Annotated in this window: 27 protein-coding genes; 26 read left to right on the top strand and 1 reads right to left on the bottom strand. The window is 58.4% G+C overall.

Annotation, left to right across the window (positions count from 1 at the left end; translation table 11 throughout):
* The 11 genes from ACSSVY_RS19345 to rplP all read left to right on the top strand — a co-directional run.
* Positions 1–94, top strand: a 94-nt coding sequence (locus tag ACSSVY_RS19345; RefSeq protein WP_207545791.1) for an EF-Tu C-terminal domain-related protein, incomplete at its 5' end; no start/stop codon positions are given.
* An 82-nt stretch (positions 95–176) separates the two neighbouring features.
* A complete protein-coding gene (gene rpsJ, locus ACSSVY_RS19350; RefSeq protein WP_008281867.1) occupies positions 177–485 on the top strand; it encodes a 30S ribosomal protein S10 in 309 nt (102 codons plus the stop codon).
* A 12-nt stretch (positions 486–497) separates the two neighbouring features.
* The gene (rplC, locus tag ACSSVY_RS19355; RefSeq protein ID WP_454271415.1) at positions 498–1,340 is read left to right on the top strand and encodes a 50S ribosomal protein L3; all 843 of its coding nucleotides are present in this window, start codon (positions 498–500) and stop codon (positions 1,338–1,340) included.
* Complete coding sequence (gene rplD, locus ACSSVY_RS19360) at positions 1,337–1,954, top strand: 50S ribosomal protein L4 (RefSeq protein ID WP_009817503.1); 618 nt, start codon at positions 1,337–1,339, stop codon at positions 1,952–1,954. Before rplC ends, rplD begins: the two co-directional genes overlap by 4 nt.
* Positions 1,951–2,247 (top strand): 50S ribosomal protein L23, encoded by a 297-nt coding sequence (locus ACSSVY_RS19365; RefSeq protein WP_454271416.1) that lies wholly within the window; start codon positions 1,951–1,953, stop codon positions 2,245–2,247. The genes rplD and ACSSVY_RS19365 overlap by 4 nt, the downstream gene beginning before the upstream one ends.
* A gap of 152 nt (positions 2,248–2,399) precedes the next feature.
* Positions 2,400–3,158, top strand: coding sequence for a class I SAM-dependent methyltransferase (locus ACSSVY_RS19370; RefSeq protein ID WP_454271418.1), 759 nt, complete (start codon positions 2,400–2,402; stop codon positions 3,156–3,158).
* A gap of 268 nt (positions 3,159–3,426) precedes the next feature.
* Complete coding sequence (gene rplB, locus ACSSVY_RS19375) at positions 3,427–4,269, top strand: 50S ribosomal protein L2 (protein ID WP_009817507.1); 843 nt, start codon at positions 3,427–3,429, stop codon at positions 4,267–4,269.
* A gap of 3 nt (positions 4,270–4,272) precedes the next feature.
* Positions 4,273–4,551: a 30S ribosomal protein S19 gene (gene rpsS, locus ACSSVY_RS19380; RefSeq protein ID WP_009817508.1), complete on the top strand. Its 279-nt coding sequence runs from the start codon at positions 4,273–4,275 to the stop codon at positions 4,549–4,551.
* 3 nt (positions 4,552–4,554) lie between these two features.
* Complete coding sequence (gene rplV / locus ACSSVY_RS19385) at positions 4,555–4,935, top strand: 50S ribosomal protein L22 (RefSeq protein WP_009817509.1); 381 nt, start codon at positions 4,555–4,557, stop codon at positions 4,933–4,935.
* Positions 4,935–5,642: a 30S ribosomal protein S3 gene (gene rpsC, locus ACSSVY_RS19390; protein WP_008281875.1), complete on the top strand. Its 708-nt coding sequence runs from the start codon at positions 4,935–4,937 to the stop codon at positions 5,640–5,642. The genes rplV and rpsC overlap by 1 nt, the downstream gene beginning before the upstream one ends.
* A gap of 13 nt (positions 5,643–5,655) precedes the next feature.
* Positions 5,656–6,069, top strand: coding sequence for a 50S ribosomal protein L16 (gene rplP / locus ACSSVY_RS19395; RefSeq protein ID WP_009817510.1), 414 nt, complete (start codon positions 5,656–5,658; stop codon positions 6,067–6,069).
* Between the two features lie 70 nt (positions 6,070–6,139).
* Here the strand turns inward: rplP and ACSSVY_RS19400 are convergent, their stop codons facing one another.
* Positions 6,140–6,877 carry a hypothetical protein gene (locus tag ACSSVY_RS19400; RefSeq protein ID WP_454271421.1) on the bottom strand — a complete coding sequence of 246 codons (738 nt, stop codon included), beginning with the start codon at positions 6,875–6,877 and terminating at the stop codon, positions 6,140–6,142.
* 130 nt (positions 6,878–7,007) lie between these two features.
* Here ACSSVY_RS19400 and ACSSVY_RS19405 point away from each other — a divergent pair, with 130 nt between their 5' ends.
* The 15 genes from ACSSVY_RS19405 to ACSSVY_RS19475 all read left to right on the top strand — a co-directional run bounded on the left by ACSSVY_RS19405 (position 7,008) and on the right by ACSSVY_RS19475 (position 13,883).
* The gene (locus ACSSVY_RS19405) at positions 7,008–7,628 is read left to right on the top strand and encodes a 2OG-Fe(II) oxygenase family protein (RefSeq protein ID WP_454271423.1); all 621 of its coding nucleotides are present in this window, start codon (positions 7,008–7,010) and stop codon (positions 7,626–7,628) included.
* Between the two features lie 222 nt (positions 7,629–7,850).
* Entirely contained in the window at positions 7,851–8,057 is a 207-nt protein-coding gene (locus ACSSVY_RS19410) for a cold-shock protein (protein WP_009817513.1), read from the top strand.
* A 166-nt stretch (positions 8,058–8,223) separates the two neighbouring features.
* A complete protein-coding gene (locus ACSSVY_RS19415) occupies positions 8,224–8,802 on the top strand; it encodes a hypothetical protein (RefSeq protein WP_454271424.1) in 579 nt (192 codons plus the stop codon).
* A 230-nt stretch (positions 8,803–9,032) separates the two neighbouring features.
* On the top strand, positions 9,033–9,233 hold the full coding sequence (gene rpmC, locus ACSSVY_RS19420; protein WP_454271426.1) for a 50S ribosomal protein L29: 201 nt from the start codon (positions 9,033–9,035) through the stop codon (positions 9,231–9,233).
* A 12-nt stretch (positions 9,234–9,245) separates the two neighbouring features.
* Positions 9,246–9,476, top strand: coding sequence for a 30S ribosomal protein S17 (gene rpsQ / locus ACSSVY_RS19425; protein ID WP_009817516.1), 231 nt, complete (start codon positions 9,246–9,248; stop codon positions 9,474–9,476).
* Between the two features lie 78 nt (positions 9,477–9,554).
* Positions 9,555–9,923 carry a 50S ribosomal protein L14 gene (gene rplN, locus ACSSVY_RS19430; RefSeq protein WP_008281882.1) on the top strand — a complete coding sequence of 123 codons (369 nt, stop codon included), beginning with the start codon at positions 9,555–9,557 and terminating at the stop codon, positions 9,921–9,923.
* A gap of 1 nt (position 9,924) precedes the next feature.
* Positions 9,925–10,236 carry a 50S ribosomal protein L24 gene (rplX, locus tag ACSSVY_RS19435; RefSeq protein WP_454271429.1) on the top strand — a complete coding sequence of 104 codons (312 nt, stop codon included), beginning with the start codon at positions 9,925–9,927 and terminating at the stop codon, positions 10,234–10,236.
* Positions 10,229–10,792 carry a 50S ribosomal protein L5 gene (gene rplE, locus ACSSVY_RS19440; protein WP_009817518.1) on the top strand — a complete coding sequence of 188 codons (564 nt, stop codon included), beginning with the start codon at positions 10,229–10,231 and terminating at the stop codon, positions 10,790–10,792. Before rplX ends, rplE begins: the two co-directional genes overlap by 8 nt.
* 19 nt (positions 10,793–10,811) lie before the next feature.
* Positions 10,812–11,117, top strand: a complete 306-nt coding sequence (rpsN, locus tag ACSSVY_RS19445) for a 30S ribosomal protein S14 (RefSeq protein ID WP_040650498.1) — start codon at positions 10,812–10,814, stop codon at positions 11,115–11,117.
* Positions 11,118–11,130: 13 nt separating this feature from the next.
* Positions 11,131–11,523 (top strand): 30S ribosomal protein S8, encoded by a 393-nt coding sequence (gene rpsH / locus ACSSVY_RS19450; protein WP_009817520.1) that lies wholly within the window; start codon positions 11,131–11,133, stop codon positions 11,521–11,523.
* A gap of 12 nt (positions 11,524–11,535) precedes the next feature.
* Entirely contained in the window at positions 11,536–12,069 is a 534-nt protein-coding gene (gene rplF, locus ACSSVY_RS19455) for a 50S ribosomal protein L6 (RefSeq protein WP_454271431.1), read from the top strand.
* An 11-nt stretch (positions 12,070–12,080) separates the two neighbouring features.
* Positions 12,081–12,440, top strand: coding sequence for a 50S ribosomal protein L18 (rplR, locus tag ACSSVY_RS19460; protein WP_009817522.1), 360 nt, complete (start codon positions 12,081–12,083; stop codon positions 12,438–12,440).
* Positions 12,441–12,452: 12 nt separating this feature from the next.
* Complete coding sequence (gene rpsE, locus ACSSVY_RS19465) at positions 12,453–13,019, top strand: 30S ribosomal protein S5 (protein ID WP_009817523.1); 567 nt, start codon at positions 12,453–12,455, stop codon at positions 13,017–13,019.
* Positions 13,020–13,031: 12 nt separating this feature from the next.
* Positions 13,032–13,220 carry a 50S ribosomal protein L30 gene (gene rpmD, locus ACSSVY_RS19470; RefSeq protein WP_009817524.1) on the top strand — a complete coding sequence of 63 codons (189 nt, stop codon included), beginning with the start codon at positions 13,032–13,034 and terminating at the stop codon, positions 13,218–13,220.
* A 225-nt stretch (positions 13,221–13,445) separates the two neighbouring features.
* The gene (locus ACSSVY_RS19475) at positions 13,446–13,883 is read left to right on the top strand and encodes a GFA family protein (RefSeq protein ID WP_454271433.1); all 438 of its coding nucleotides are present in this window, start codon (positions 13,446–13,448) and stop codon (positions 13,881–13,883) included.
* The last annotated feature ends 11 nt before the right edge of the window (positions 13,884–13,894 follow it).

Below are 13,894 nucleotides of genomic sequence, written 5' to 3' on the forward strand. Positions count from 1 at the left end.
CGCGCCGATCGCCATGGAAGACGGCCTGCGTTTCGCCATCCGCGAAGGCGGCCGCACCGTCGGCGCCGGCGTCGTGTCGAAGATCATCGAGTAACAACCTTTAAGGGTTCGACGAGGGAGGCCGGGTGGTCCGGCCTTCCTCCTATCAACTCCAATGCCGCGAAAGGCTAAGACAAATGCAAAGCCAAAATATTCGCATTCGGCTCAAGGCGTTTGACTACCGTGTGCTGGATGCCAGCACTCAGGAAATCGTCAACACTGCCAAACGGACCGGTGCCCAAGTGCGTGGGCCGATCCCGCTGCCGAACAAGATCGAAAAGTTCACCGTTCTGCGCAGCCCGCACGTGAACAAGAAATCCCGCGATCAATTCGAGATCCGGACGCACAAGCGTCTTTTGGACATCGTTGATCCCACGCCGCAGACGGTGGACGCGCTGATGAAGCTCGACCTCGCCGCTGGCGTGGACGTGCAGATTTCGGTTTAAGGAGAGCAAGAGATGTTGCGCTCTGGTGTGATCGCGAAAAAAGTCGGCATGACCCGGCTTTTCCTCGAAGACGGCAAGCAGGTTCCTGTGACCGTTCTTCAATTGGACAAACTTCAGGTGGTGGCACAGCGCACCCCTGAGAAAGACGGCTATACGGCCGTGCAACTAGGGGCGGGAACCGCAAAGGCTAAGCGCACGACGCAGCCAATGCGCGGTCATTTTGCCGCCGCCAAGGTCGAGCCTAAGCGCAAGATCGCGGAATTCCGCGTGGCGCCTGAGAACATGATCAACGTGGGTGAGGAAATCACCGCTGACCATTACTTTGAAGGTCAGTTCGTGGATGTGTCCGGCACCTCGATTGGTAAGGGTTTTGCCGGTGCGATGAAGCGCCACAACTTTGGCGGTCTGCGGGCCAGCCACGGTGTCTCGATAAGCCACCGTTCGCACGGCTCGACGGGTCAGTGTCAGGATCCGGGCAAGGTGTTCAAAGGCAAGAAGATGGCTGGACACATGGGCGCCGCCAAGGTGACCACGCAGAACCTGCAGGTCATCAAGACCGACGCGGATCGCGGCTTGATCATGATAAAGGGCGCTGTTCCGGGCTCTAAGGGCGGTTGGGTGACGATCAAGGATGCGGTCAAGAAACCGTTCCCCGAGAACGCCATTCTGCCAGCCGGTCTGCGCTCTGCTGCGGAAGAAGCTGCCAAGGCGGCTGAGGCCGCTGCCGCTGCTGCCGCTGCTGAGGCGGAAGCCGAAGCAAAGCGTCTGGCCGAAGAGGCTGCTGCCGCTGAAGAAGCTGCTATGAAAGAGGCTGAGGCCAGCATTCAGGCCGAGAAGAAGGAAGGCGAGGAATGAAACTCGACGTGATCAAACTGGACGGCGGCACGGCCGGCTCGGTCGATCTGGGCGAAGACATCTTCGGCCTGGAGCCGCGCGCGGACATCCTGCACCGCGTCGTCCGCTGGCAGCGCAACAAGGCGCAAGCCGGCACGCACAAGGTCAAGACCCGGTCGGAAACCAGCTATTCCACCAAGAAGATCTATCGCCAGAAGGGCACCGGCGGCGCACGCCACGGTGACAAGAACGCGCCGATCTTCCGTCACGGTGGTATCTACAAGGGCCCGACGCCCCGTAGCCACGCCCATGACCTGCCCAAGAAGGTCCGTGCGCTTGGTCTCAAGCATGCGCTCTCGGCCAAGGCCAAGGCGGGTGAGCTTGTGATCATCGACGTCGCATCGTCGAATGGCAAGACGGGTGAGTTGGCCAAGCAGGTCAAGAACCTCGGCTGGAAGCGCGCGCTGGTGATTGATGGCGCACAGGTGAATGCCGAATTCGCGCGTGCTGCGGCCAATATCGAGGGTCTCGATGTGCTGCCGTCAATGGGCGCAAACGTCTATGACATCCTCAAGCGCGACACGCTCGTGCTGACCAAGGCGGGTGTCGAAGCACTGGAGGCTCGTCTGAAATGAGCGCTAAACCTGAACATTACGATGTGATCCGCAAGCCGATCATCACCGAGAAGGCCACTATGGCCTCTGAGAATGGTGCGGTTGTGTTCGAGGTCCACATGGACGCCAATAAACCCCAGATCAAGGAGGCCGTCGAGGCGCTCTTTGGGGTGAAGGTGAAAGCTGTGAACACCTCGATCACCAAGGGCAAGCAAAAGCGCTTCCGGGGTCAGCTTGGCCGTCGGAATGACGTCAAGAAGGCCTATGTGACGCTGGCCGAAGGCAATACGATCGACGTGACCACGGGTCTGTGATCGCGGTGGGGTAACACCCACCCTACGGATCGAGATTTGAACCCCGGCTGCCGAAAGGTGGGCGGGGTTTGGCATTTGGAACAAGTGCCTTTTCACCGGAGCGGGGCAATGATACCTGACGCGGCAATGACCTCCGGGAATGAGACATCTCAATGCAGCTAGACATCGACATTGAAGCTGAAGCTGCGGAGGATCGGATTGCAGCCCTCGATCTCAGTTGCTTTGATCGCAACGATCTTGTGAACCTGATTTTGCAGCGGTCCGAAGTGATGTTCGACCGCCCCAAATCGGGACGTGTCATCAAGGCCTGGCAACAGGGTAATGACGCGCCGATCCAAGCTGTGGTGGACGACATGGGTGACACCATCGCGCGCCGGGCCGCAGGTGTCATTCATGCCGAATACAAAGCGATCAAAGGGCTCTTGCAGGAGCTGAACCCGAAGCACATCGCGGATATTGGCTGTGGCTATGGGTTTTTCGATCTCTTTGCGGCGCAGGACCTGACCTGCACAGTGCTGTTGATTGATATCGAATCGAATACGCATCGGCATTTCGGTTTTAACCCCGAGGGAGCGGCGTATTCATCGCTGAGCCGTGCGAGGCACCTGCTCACGGCGAACGGGATCGCCCCTGAGGCGATTGAAACGCTCAATCCCAATGAAACGACACCCGAGCCTGCGTCGGCCGTGGATCTGGCTGTCAGCTTTCTGTCCTGTGGGTTTCACTATCCGGTGGATCTCTATTTGCCGTTTGTAGACAAGGTTTTGCGGTCCGGAGGGGTTGCGATTTTTGATCTGCGCAAGAATACGGCTGAGGAGCAGGCGCGGAAACTGGGCGTCTACGGGGCGCTGTCCGATATGGACTCGCCGCCGAAATCGCGGCGCGTTCTGCTGCGAAAATCGCAGCCCTGACGCCAAGGGTGAGGCGTAGGGGCTGTGAGCGATCGAAAGGTCTGGCCTGTGGCCGCTTTCCCTTTAATTCTTGGTCAAACCCCTTGACCGCAAACGCGGCCTCCCCTATCAGACCCCATCCGCAAGGCCCCGGATTCGTCCGGGGCCTTGCAATTGTTCGCGAGAGCAATTCTAGCCGAGGACCTACGGGGCCTCATACCTTGGCCACCCTCGGGGGGCTACAACACAGGCAGGTTATCCTGCCGTAAGCAAACGGAAGACAGAAAGCATGGCACTCAAGTCGTATAAGCCGACGACGCCGGGCCAGCGTGGGCTGGTGCTGATCGACCGTTCGGAGCTGTGGAAAGGACGTCCGGTCAAATCTCTCACTGAGGGTTTGACCAAGCATGGCGGCCGGAACAATACCGGACGGATCACGATGCGTCGCAAAGGCGGCGGGGCGAAACGCCTCTATCGTATCGTCGATTTTAAGCGGACAAAGTTCGATATCTCGGCAACGGTTGAACGGATCGAATATGACCCGAACCGGACCGCGTTCATCGCGCTGATCAAATATGAAGATGGCGAGCAAGCCTATATCCTAGCGCCGCAGCGTCTGGCGATTGGTGACAAGGTTGTTGCGGCGGCCAAGGCCGACATCAAGCCGGGTAACGCGATGCCGTTCTCGGGCATGCCCATCGGTACGATCATTCACAACATCGAGTTGAAAGCTGGCAAGGGCGGGCAGATTGCACGCGCCGCTGGCACCTATGCGCAATTCGTGGGCCGCGATGGTGGTTATGCTCAGATCCGTCTGAGCTCGGGCGAGCTGCGTCTGGTGCGTCAGGAATGCATGGCCACTGTTGGGGCCGTCAGCAACCCTGACAACAGCAACCAGAACTACGGCAAGGCCGGTCGCATGCGTCACAAGGGCATCCGCCCGTCTGTGCGTGGTGTCGTGATGAACCCGATCGATCACCCGCATGGTGGTGGTGAGGGTCGCACCTCGGGTGGTCGTCACCCGGTTACGCCTTGGGGTAAACCCACCAAAGGCGCGCGCACCCGCAACAAGAACAAGGCGTCGCAGGATCTCATCGTGCGCTCGCGTCACGCCAAGAAGAAGGGCCGCTAACACATGGCACGTTCTGTATGGAAAGGCCCCTTTGTCGATGCCTATGTCTTGAAAAAGGCAGAAGCATCGCGTGAGTCGGGGCGCAATGAAGTCATCAAGATCTGGTCGCGTCGTTCCACGATCCTGCCGCAATTCGTGGGTCTCACGTTTGGCGTCTACAACGGCCACAAGCATATCCCTGTCAACGTCAGCGAAGACATGATTGGTCAGAAGTTCGGTGAATATTCGCCGACCCGGACCTATTACGGTCATGCCGCCGACAAAAAAGCGAAGCGGAAGTAAGTCATGGGCAAGGAAAAGAACCCCCGCCGCGTGGCAGACAACGAAGCGATGGCCAAGTTGCGCATGCTTCGTACCAGCCCGCAAAAGCTTAACCTCGTTGCCGCGATGATCCGTGGCAAGAAGGTCGACAAGGCGCTGACTGATCTGACATTCTCGAACAAGCGCATCGCCGCTGATGTCAAGAAATGCCTCCAGTCTGCAATTGCCAATGCCGAGAACAACCACAATCTCGATGTGGATGGTTTGGTCGTGGCGGAGGCCTATGTCGGCAAGAACCTTGTTATGAAGCGTGGCCGTCCGCGTGCCCGTGGTCGCTTTGGTGCGCTGAAAAAGCCGTTCTCGGAGCTGACAATCAAGGTGCGTGAAATTGAGGAGCAAGCCTAATGGGTAACAAAGTCAATCCGATTGGCATGCGCCTGCAGGTGAACCGCACCTGGGACAGCCGCTGGTATGCCGACACCAAGGACTATGGCAATCTGCTGCTCGAGGATCTTGCGATGCGCAAGTTCATCGGCGAAGAGTGCAAGCAGGCCGGGATCAGCCGTGTGATCATCGAGCGTCCGCATAAGAAGTGCCGCGTGACGATCCACACTGCACGTCCGGGCGTGATCATCGGCAAGAAAGGCGCCGATATCGAGGGTTTGCGCAAGAAGCTGGCGGCGATGACCGCGAGCGAACTGCACCTCAATATCGTCGAAGTCCGCAAGCCCGAGCTGGATGCGGCCCTTGTGGGTGAGAGCATCGCACAGCAGCTTGAGCGTCGTGTGTCCTTCCGTCGCGCCATGAAGCGTGCCGTGCAGAACGCGATGCGCATGGGTGCCCTTGGTATCCGGGTCAACGTTTCGGGCCGTCTTGGCGGGGCCGAGATCGCGCGGACTGAATGGTATCGTGAGGGCCGGGTTCCGCTCCACACGCTGCGTGCGGATATCGACTATGCGCCCGTCGAGGCCACAACGGCCTATGGGATCATCGGTATCAAGGTCTGGATCTTCAAGGGTGAAATCATGGAGCACGATCCCGGTGCCCGTGACCGCAAAGCCCAGGAACTCCAGGATGGTCCCGCGCCCCGTGGCGCCGGCGGCCGCCGTTAAGGAGGAATGAAAGATGCTTCAACCAAAGCGCACCAAATTCCGCAAGATGCACAAAGGCCGGATCAAGGGCGAGGCCAAAGGCGGCTCTGATCTGAACTTTGGCACTTTCGGTCTCAAGGCCACTCAGCCCGAGCGTATCACCGCGCGTCAGATCGAGGCCGCTCGTCGTGCCATGACGCGTCACATGAAACGTCAGGGCCGTGTCTGGATCCGGATTTTCCCGGATACACCGGTTTCCTCCAAGCCCACAGAGGTTCGGATGGGTAAAGGTAAGGGTTCGGTCGATTACTGGGCCTGCCGGGTCAAGCCGGGCCGGGTGATGTTCGAGATCGACGGTGTGAGCGAAGAGATCGCCTTTGAGGCGCTGCGTCTGGCGGCCATGAAGTTGCCGATCAAGACCCGCGTCGTGGTCCGCGAGGACTGGTAAAGGCGGCGGGGTAACACCCACGCTGAGAATTGCCCCCGTGCGAGAGATCGCGCGGGGGTTTTTTATGGCGCTAGTCTTGGTCCGGAGCGATGACTTCGGGCGCGACGACTGCTGGTGCGTTTGGGTTCGGGGCGTCGGCTTCTGGAGCGTAAACATCCGGTGAATTCACCACTTCGAGGCCGATATTGCCGAGGTGAGTGTTGCGCCCCCATTTCCGATGGATCAGCGCGCCATTGACGATGTAGAGGTCTTTGACGCGATACATCTGGCGGACACCGTCGTCGCCGCGAATGAAGATTGCGGCTGTTTGCAGCGTGTCATCATTGGGTTTATCGATCTCGAAATAGCTGGGGTCGGCGTTCTGCGCCAAGCCTTCCATGATCAAGAGAACCTCTGCGTAATCTGTCACCTTTTCATCCTGGAAGAAGTAGCAATAGCCCTCGGTGCCAGCGACGCCGACGCCGACGATTGCGCCCACGACAATTCCGGTTGGAGACATCAGCGCGGCGCCAATGGCACCGGCACCGCCACCCGATCCCGCGATTAGACCGATCGTGCTGGCGGCTGAGCTTCCGGCCACAGTGGACCCGAGCAAGGTTGCGCCGGTCACGGAGTGCGTGAGCGTGTAGAACCCAAGTGCCTTTTCAACGAGTGTTGGTGCGGATGTTACAGGCTCTGCCAGAGCGGCGACATTGGACCGCGCTGTTCCAAGCAGTTTGCTGAGACGCCAGTTGCAAACATCAGCCGATACAGGTGTGCCAAGCATCAAGAGTGCTGCTGCGAGTCGCCAGTTGATAGAGGTGCGCATCGGTCTTTCCTTTGAGAGGTCGTGTAGCTGTTAGGGCTGGTATCAAGGAATTGCGGGAGGGGCATCTCTTATTCCACAAACTGAAACCTGGCCCTTCTCTTTTCATTACCATCTGGGTATTGCGACAGACATGCCCAATATCGACTCGCTCTTTGTGACCCGCCTCTATCGTGCCGCCCTGAGCGAGCACGGACCTGCCATTGATCCCAAAGAGATGGAGGCGTCGTGCTATTCCATCGCCGAGGATGACGAGGCGGGGCAGGAGTGGTGTGACGAGAATGGCTATCCCGGCTATACGTCCTATGCTTCGCTCAGCGATCTGCCGTGGCGGTTTCCGATCTTTGCCGATCTGGTCAAGGTGCTGAACGCGCATGTCGCGGCCTTTGCCGAGGATCTGGAGTTTGATCTGGATGGCAAGGAGCTGAAGCTGGAAGACATCTGGATCAACATCCTGCCCGAGGGTGGCATGCATGCAAGCCATATCCATCCGCATTCGGTGATTTCCGGCACGACCTATGTCGCGATGCCAGAGGGGACGAGCGCGCTCAAGCTGGAAGACCCGCGGTCGGCGCGGATGATGGCCTCGCCGGTGCGGCGCAAGGATGCGCGGCAGGAGTTGCGGACGTTCATCTATGCCAAACCGGTGGTGGGCGACGTGCTGCTCTGGGAATCATGGCTGCGCCATGAAGTGCCGATGAACATGTCGGAAGAGGACCGGATCAGCGTCAGTTTCAACTATTCCTGGGGCTGAAGCCCGAAATCGCCCGATACGTTCGCAAAATGTTCTCAAAAAAATTCAGTAACTTATGATTCTCCCTTGTAAATTGGTGCGATTTCGGCCATATGCGGGGGGCTTACGTTATTCTCTTTCGATCATCTGTCTCCTCTAAACCGGCTGTCAGTACCTCGATCCAGACCGACCACGCCGCGACTGCCGCACTTACGCGGGCAGCACTACATAGGAGACGACACGATGGCCAATGGCACCGTGAAATGGTACAATTCCACTAAAGGCTTCGGCTTTATCGCACCCGACAATGGCGGCAAGGACGTTTTCGTTCATGTCAGCGCAATCGAGCGTGCGGGCCTGACCGGCCTTGCTGACAATCAGAAAGTGACCTTCGACATCGAATCCGGCCGTGACGGCCGTGAGAGCGCGTCGAACCTGCAACTCGCATAAGCGATCTGATCTGATGGAAACGGCCTCGGGGAAACCCGGGGCCGTTTCTATTTGTTGTGGGATAATTAAATTGGCTGTATCGCCAAATAGCATGTGAGACTTGACGCGTCTGATCAAGGGTTGTGAAGTGTTGAACTTGTAAACTTTAGTGTTCAAAGGAAGATCGGTGAAGCGTTCCACCACTTACGAGCTTGATCCGGGGCCGAAACGCATTCTTTGGATCATCATATGGGCATGTTTGATCAATTTCGTGATCCATCTTTTCCCAATCTCATTGCTGAGCCTGTTTGATATATATCCGTCCGTCTATGCGCAGGAGATCGCATTGGACCATACCGGGCAGCTTCAAGAAAAACTGAATAGGGCAAACGCTACCGTTGAAATGCTGATCGGCCTTGTTCTTCAGATGACGCTTGCAGCGTTGATGGTGGCTTGGGTTGTGATCCGTGAGATGTTTCGCGGTCTTGGTCGCGGACGACAGGCCATTGTTTTGAAACTGGATTCCTATGTGCTGCTCCTGGGTTTGATTGGCTTTGGCTGGGGCCTCCTTGTGGTTCTGATCCTAAAGGGTTTCGCCGCCTTTGAGGGATCGAGGTTAGGGAGTGCGCCACAATTTACATTGTTCGCTGTCGCGGGCTTAGCCGTCTTATCTCTGATATCGGCCTTCGCATTTCTTGTCGATCCGGCGAAGGCGCAAGCCAATTTGTCAAACATGAGGGCGACGAGACGGACAAATGGATGGTAAATGATGCGAGAGTGTGGGCATAACACCGGTGACAAAGGGAAGTTCTGGTTCTTTATACCAAAGGTTGTCCAAACTCCCCTTGCCCTCCGGTATCACCTCCCGTATAGAGCCCCAATCCGCGAGCCCCGGCCTGTCCGGGGATTCGCGTATTTGCAATTCATCCACCGGGTTTTGGGTTACCCTGAAGCAACCGTCAGGGGCCGTCCGGTGTTTTGAGAAAGGAACAGGCGATGAACGCCAAGGAACTGCGTGACAAGACCCCGGACCAGCTCCGGGAAGAGCTCACCAACCTGAAAAAGCAGCAGTTCAATCTGCGGTTTCGGGCGGCCACAGGCCAACTTGAGAACCCCGCTCAGATGCGCACGGCGCGCCGCGATGCCGCGCGCCTGCTGACGATTCTGAACGAAAAAGCCAACGCGGCAGCAGAGTAAGGAGCCTGAGATATGCCCAAACGTATTCTTCAAGGCGTCGTCACCTCTGATGCCAACGCCCAGACCGTCACCGTATCGGTCGAGCGCCGTTTCAAGCACCCCGTGCTGCAGAAAACCATTCGTAAGTCCAAGAAATACCGGGCTCACGATGAGAACAACACGTTCAAAGTGGGCGATGCCGTTCGGATTGTCGAATGCGCGCCCAAATCCAAGACGAAGCGTTGGGAGGTGCTGCAGGCTTAAGCCTCGGCGCCTTTCGGCATTAATCGAAACCCTGGGGATCAGGCATTGCATCGCCCCCCATAGGTCGGGAGAAACCAAATGATCCAGATGCAGACCAACCTGGATGTTGCTGACAACTCTGGCGCTCGCCGAGTTCAGTGCATCAAGGTCTTGGGTGGTTCCAAGCGTCGATACGCATCCGTGGGCGACATCATTGTCGTCTCGGTCAAGGAAGCCATCCCCCGCGGCCGCGTGAAGAAAGGGGACGTCCGCAAGGCCGTCGTCGTGCGCACCGCCAAAGAAGTCCGTCGTGAAGACGGGACCGCCATTCGTTTTGACCGCAACGCCGCCGTGATCCTGAACAACGCAGGTGAGCCGGTTGGTACCCGTATTTTCGGGCCGGTCGTGCGCGAGTTGCGGGCCAAGAACTTTATGAAAATCATCTCGCTCGCCCCGGAGGTGCTGTAAGATGGCTGCCAAACTGAAAAAAGGTGACACCGTGATCGTTCTGTCCGGCAAGGACAAGGGCCAAAAAGGCACGATCACCAATGTCGATCCGAAATCCGGCAAGGCCGTGGTCGAGGGCGTCAACATGGCGATCCGCCACACCCGTCAGAGCCAGACCAGCCAAGGCGGTCGCATCCCCAAGGCGATGCCGATCGACCTGAGCAATCTGGCGATTGTCGACAAGAACGGCAAACCGACCCGCGTCGGGTTCAAGATTGACGGCGACAAGAAAGTGCGCTTTGCCAAGACCACGGGGGACGTGATCGATGCTTGATACCGCAACCTATACCCCACGCCTCAAGGCCCACTTCCGTGAGGTCATCAAGCCCGCTCTGAAAGAAGAGTTCGGCTACAAGAATGACATGCAGATCCCGCGTCTGGACAAGATCGTTCTCAACATCGGCTGTGGCGCCGAGGCTGTGCGCGACTCGAAGAAGGCGAAGTCGGCTCAGGAAGATCTGAGCACGATTGCCGGTCAACGCGCTGTTGTCACCAAGGCTCGCAACTCCATCGCCGGGTTCCGCGTTCGTGAAGACATGCCTCTCGGGGCAAAGGTCACGCTGCGTGGCGACCGCATGTATGATTTCCTCGATCGTCTGATCACCATCGCGATGCCGCGTATCCGCGACTTCCGGGGTGTGTCGGGCAAGTCGTTCGATGGGCGTGGCAACTATGCCATGGGCATCAAGGAACATATCATTTTCCCCGAAATCAACTTCGACAAGGTCGACGAAGTTTGGGGGATGGACATCGTCATCGCAACCACGGCGAAGACCGACGCTGAAGCCAAGGCGCTGTTGAAGCAATTCAACATGCCCTTCAACAGCTGAGCCGGGGGAGGATAGATCTATGGCTAAGAAATCAATGATCGAGCGTGAAAAGAAGCGCCAAGTGCTGGTGGACCGTTTCGCCAAGAAACGCGCTGCGCTGAAAGTGATCATCAACGACCAGAGCAAGCCGATGGAAGAGCGGTTCCGCGCCTCCATGAAGCTTGCGGAACTGCCGCGCAACAGCTCGGCCACTCGGCTGCACAACCGGTGCCAGCTGACGGGTCGTCCGCATGCGTATTACCGCAAACTCAAAGTGTCCCGGATCATGCTGCGCGAGCTAGGCTCGAGCGGGCAGCTGCCCGGCGTCGTGAAATCGAGCTGGTGAGGAGGTCAGAGATATGAACGATCCTATCGGCGATATGCTCACCCGTATCCGCAACTCGCAGATGCGCGGCAAGTCCACGGTCAGTACGCCTTCTTCGAAAATGCGCGTGCGCGTTCTCGATGTTCTGGCGTCCGAGGGCTATATTCGTGGCTATGAGATGACCAAGGATGCCAATGGCCATCCCGCCATCGAAATCAGCCTCAAGTATTATGAAGGCACCCCCGTCATTCGCGAAATGAAGCGGGTTTCCAAACCCGGTCGTCGCGTCTATCTGGGTGTCGATGACATTCCGCAGGTCCGTCAGGGTCTCGGTGTGTCGATTGTCTCCACCTCCAAGGGTGTGATGTCGGATGCAGCAGCGCGCGCAGCCAATGTTGGCGGCGAAGTGCTCTGCACTGTCTTCTAAGGAGACCTGGACATGTCACGTATCGGCAAACAACCCGTGTCTCTGCCGGATGGCGTCACCGCGACGCTGTCGGGACAGACGATCGAAGTCAGAGGCCCCAAGGCGACCAAGACCTTTACCGCGACGGATGATGTCACCATCACCATCGACGGCAGCGTCATTTCGGTCACGCCGCGCGGCAAATCCAAACGTGCCCGCCAGCAGTGGGGGATGACCCGGACGGTCATCGCCAACATGGTGCATGGTGCCAAGGATGCCTTTAAGAAAGAGCTGGAGATTCGCGGTGTGGGCTATCGTGCCCAGATGGCGGGCAATGTGCTCAAACTGAACCTCGGCCTCAGCCATGACGTCGATTTCCCCATTCCGGAAGGTGTGACTGTTACCGCACCCAAGCCCACCGAACTGGTGGTCGAGGGCACGGACAAGCAGCTCGTTGGACAGGTCGCGGCCAATATCCGCGACTGGCGACGCCCCGAGCCCTACAAGGGCAAAGGCATTCGCTACAAAGGCGAGTATATCTTCCAGAAGGAAGGCAAGAAGAAGTAAGGACGCGACAGATGGCAAACAGCAAAAGAAAACTGTTCCTCAAACGCCGCCTGCGCGTTCGGAACAAACTCCGCAAGGTCAATGCAGGGCGCGTGCGCCTCAGCGTTTTCCGCTCCAACAAGAACATCAGCGTGCAGCTGATCGACGACGTCAACGGTGTGACGCTCGCCGCTGCCTCGACCCTCGAAAAGGATCTGGGCATGGTGGGCAAGTGCAATGTGGAGGCGGCCGCCAAGGTCGGCACCACGATTGCCGAGCGGGCTCAGAAGGCCGGCATCACCGAGGCCTATTTCGATCGGGGCGGCTTCCTGTTTCATGGTCGCGTCAAGGCAGTTGCCGACGCCGCGCGTGAAGCTGGCCTGAAGATTTAAGGGGACGAGAGAATGGCAAGAGAAGACAACCGTCGTGACCGTCGCGAGCGCGACGAAACACCGGAATTCGCCGACCGTCTCGTGGCGATCAACCGCGTGTCGAAAACTGTAAAGGGCGGTAAGCGCTTTGGGTTTGCGGCACTGGTGGTCGTGGGCGATCAAAAGGGCCGCGTCGGCTTTGGCAAGGGTAAGGCCAAGGAAGTTCCCGAGGCGATCCGCAAGGCCACCGAGGCCGCCAAGCGCGCAATGATCCGCGTGCCGCTGCGCGAAGGCCGGACCCTGCACCACGACATGGAAGGTCGCCATGGCGCCGGCAAGGTCGTGATGCGCACAGCCCCCACCGGGACCGGCATCATCGCCGGCGGTCCGATGCGCGCCGTGTTCGAGATGTTGGGAATTCAGGACGTGGTCGCGAAATCGACCGGGTCGCAGAACCCCTACAACATGATCCGCGCCACGCTGGACGGTCTCAAGAAAGAGACCAGCCCGCGTATGGTGGCGCAGCGCCGTGGCAAGAAGGTGGCCGACATCCTGAAAAAGGGTGACGAAGCGCCGGTTGCCGAAGCGGCAGAAGCGTAAGGAACCGGACAAATGGCAAAAACCATCGTCGTCAAGCAGATCGCCAGCCCGATCCGCCGCCCCGAAGATCAGCGTCAGACCCTCATCGGTCTGGGGCTCAACAAGATGCACAAGACACGCGAGCTTGAGGATACCCCCTCGGTGCGCGGTATGGTCAACAAGATCCCGCATCTGGTCAAGATCATCGAAGAGCGCGGCTAAACCCGCGCGCACGGGGAGGGGCACATCCGTCCCTTCGGAAATCAGAACGCCCCGGCCCGAGAGGACCGGGGCGTTTTCGTTTGTCCGCTGGTGTCATCCTTTAGTCGCGTCCGACCAGAATCAGCGCCGAGGTCCGGCGTGGTGCATGATAGGTTGAGGGCCAGGGTGGATCCGGGGTCTTGAACCCCGGGTCGCCCATCCGCATCGCTTTGAGGAGGAAGGCCGATGTCTGACAAAAGTTCCGGTGGTTGCGACCACATCCATACCAAGACGACCCATGCGCCGATTGACAATCACACCTGTCATTGTTCCGTGTGCAAGAACGTAACCGGGCAACCGACGACGCATGTTGTGTTTTTCAAGCACGGCGATGTCGTGGTTGACAATGAGGCGGGGCTGAACCGTCAGCCCTTCAATGCCAATAATCCTGAGGGCCCGCTTGAGCTTTGCACCTGTGCGACATGCGGGACGCCGATCATGCTCGATGACAAGCAGCACCGGATCAGGGTGATCGTTCCCAACCTTATGGGCTATGGGGACCAGATCGACGCAGCGAGCTATCATGCGTTCTATGATCCTGCCACCGGCGTGCCCAAGCCATCGGACGGGCGTCCTGTCCATGCCGCGCTGCGGCCGGATTTTGTCTGGCCTGATCCGTCCTGAGCGGCGGCTTG

This window comes from Roseovarius sp. MBR-51 (genome assembly GCF_053628575.1).

Excerpts from the sequence above, each read along its gene's own strand:
- rpsE (WP_009817523.1), top strand. The coding sequence starts at position 12,453 with ATGGCAAGAGAAGACAACCGTCGTGACCGTCGCGAGCGCGACGAAACA.
- rpsN (WP_040650498.1), top strand. The coding sequence starts at position 10,812 with ATGGCTAAGAAATCAATGATCGAGCGTGAAAAGAAGCGCCAAGTGCTG.
- ACSSVY_RS19370 (WP_454271418.1), top strand. The coding sequence starts at position 2,400 with ATGCAGCTAGACATCGACATTGAAGCTGAAGCTGCGGAGGATCGGATT.
- rpsC (WP_008281875.1), top strand. The coding sequence starts at position 4,935 with ATGGGTAACAAAGTCAATCCGATTGGCATGCGCCTGCAGGTGAACCGC.
- ACSSVY_RS19410 (WP_009817513.1), top strand. The coding sequence starts at position 7,851 with ATGGCCAATGGCACCGTGAAATGGTACAATTCCACTAAAGGCTTCGGC.
- rpmD (WP_009817524.1), top strand. The coding sequence starts at position 13,032 with ATGGCAAAAACCATCGTCGTCAAGCAGATCGCCAGCCCGATCCGCCGC.
- rplP (WP_009817510.1), top strand. The coding sequence starts at position 5,656 with ATGCTTCAACCAAAGCGCACCAAATTCCGCAAGATGCACAAAGGCCGG.
- rpsJ (WP_008281867.1), top strand. The coding sequence starts at position 177 with ATGCAAAGCCAAAATATTCGCATTCGGCTCAAGGCGTTTGACTACCGT.
- rplX (WP_454271429.1), top strand. The coding sequence starts at position 9,925 with ATGGCTGCCAAACTGAAAAAAGGTGACACCGTGATCGTTCTGTCCGGC.
- rplF (WP_454271431.1), top strand. The coding sequence starts at position 11,536 with ATGTCACGTATCGGCAAACAACCCGTGTCTCTGCCGGATGGCGTCACC.
- ACSSVY_RS19365 (WP_454271416.1), top strand. The coding sequence starts at position 1,951 with ATGAGCGCTAAACCTGAACATTACGATGTGATCCGCAAGCCGATCATC.
- rpsH (WP_009817520.1), top strand. The coding sequence starts at position 11,131 with ATGAACGATCCTATCGGCGATATGCTCACCCGTATCCGCAACTCGCAG.
- ACSSVY_RS19475 (WP_454271433.1), top strand. The coding sequence starts at position 13,446 with ATGTCTGACAAAAGTTCCGGTGGTTGCGACCACATCCATACCAAGACG.
- ACSSVY_RS19405 (WP_454271423.1), top strand. The coding sequence starts at position 7,008 with ATGCCCAATATCGACTCGCTCTTTGTGACCCGCCTCTATCGTGCCGCC.
- rplD (WP_009817503.1), top strand. The coding sequence starts at position 1,337 with ATGAAACTCGACGTGATCAAACTGGACGGCGGCACGGCCGGCTCGGTC.
- rplC (WP_454271415.1), top strand. The coding sequence starts at position 498 with ATGTTGCGCTCTGGTGTGATCGCGAAAAAAGTCGGCATGACCCGGCTT.
- rplE (WP_009817518.1), top strand. The coding sequence starts at position 10,229 with ATGCTTGATACCGCAACCTATACCCCACGCCTCAAGGCCCACTTCCGT.
- rplB (WP_009817507.1), top strand. The coding sequence starts at position 3,427 with ATGGCACTCAAGTCGTATAAGCCGACGACGCCGGGCCAGCGTGGGCTG.
- rpsS (WP_009817508.1), top strand. The coding sequence starts at position 4,273 with ATGGCACGTTCTGTATGGAAAGGCCCCTTTGTCGATGCCTATGTCTTG.
- rpsQ (WP_009817516.1), top strand. The coding sequence starts at position 9,246 with ATGCCCAAACGTATTCTTCAAGGCGTCGTCACCTCTGATGCCAACGCC.
- rpmC (WP_454271426.1), top strand. The coding sequence starts at position 9,033 with ATGAACGCCAAGGAACTGCGTGACAAGACCCCGGACCAGCTCCGGGAA.
- rplN (WP_008281882.1), top strand. The coding sequence starts at position 9,555 with ATGATCCAGATGCAGACCAACCTGGATGTTGCTGACAACTCTGGCGCT.
- ACSSVY_RS19400 (WP_454271421.1), bottom strand. The coding sequence starts at position 6,877 with ATGCGCACCTCTATCAACTGGCGACTCGCAGCAGCACTCTTGATGCTT.
- rplR (WP_009817522.1), top strand. The coding sequence starts at position 12,081 with ATGGCAAACAGCAAAAGAAAACTGTTCCTCAAACGCCGCCTGCGCGTT.
- rplV (WP_009817509.1), top strand. The coding sequence starts at position 4,555 with ATGGGCAAGGAAAAGAACCCCCGCCGCGTGGCAGACAACGAAGCGATG.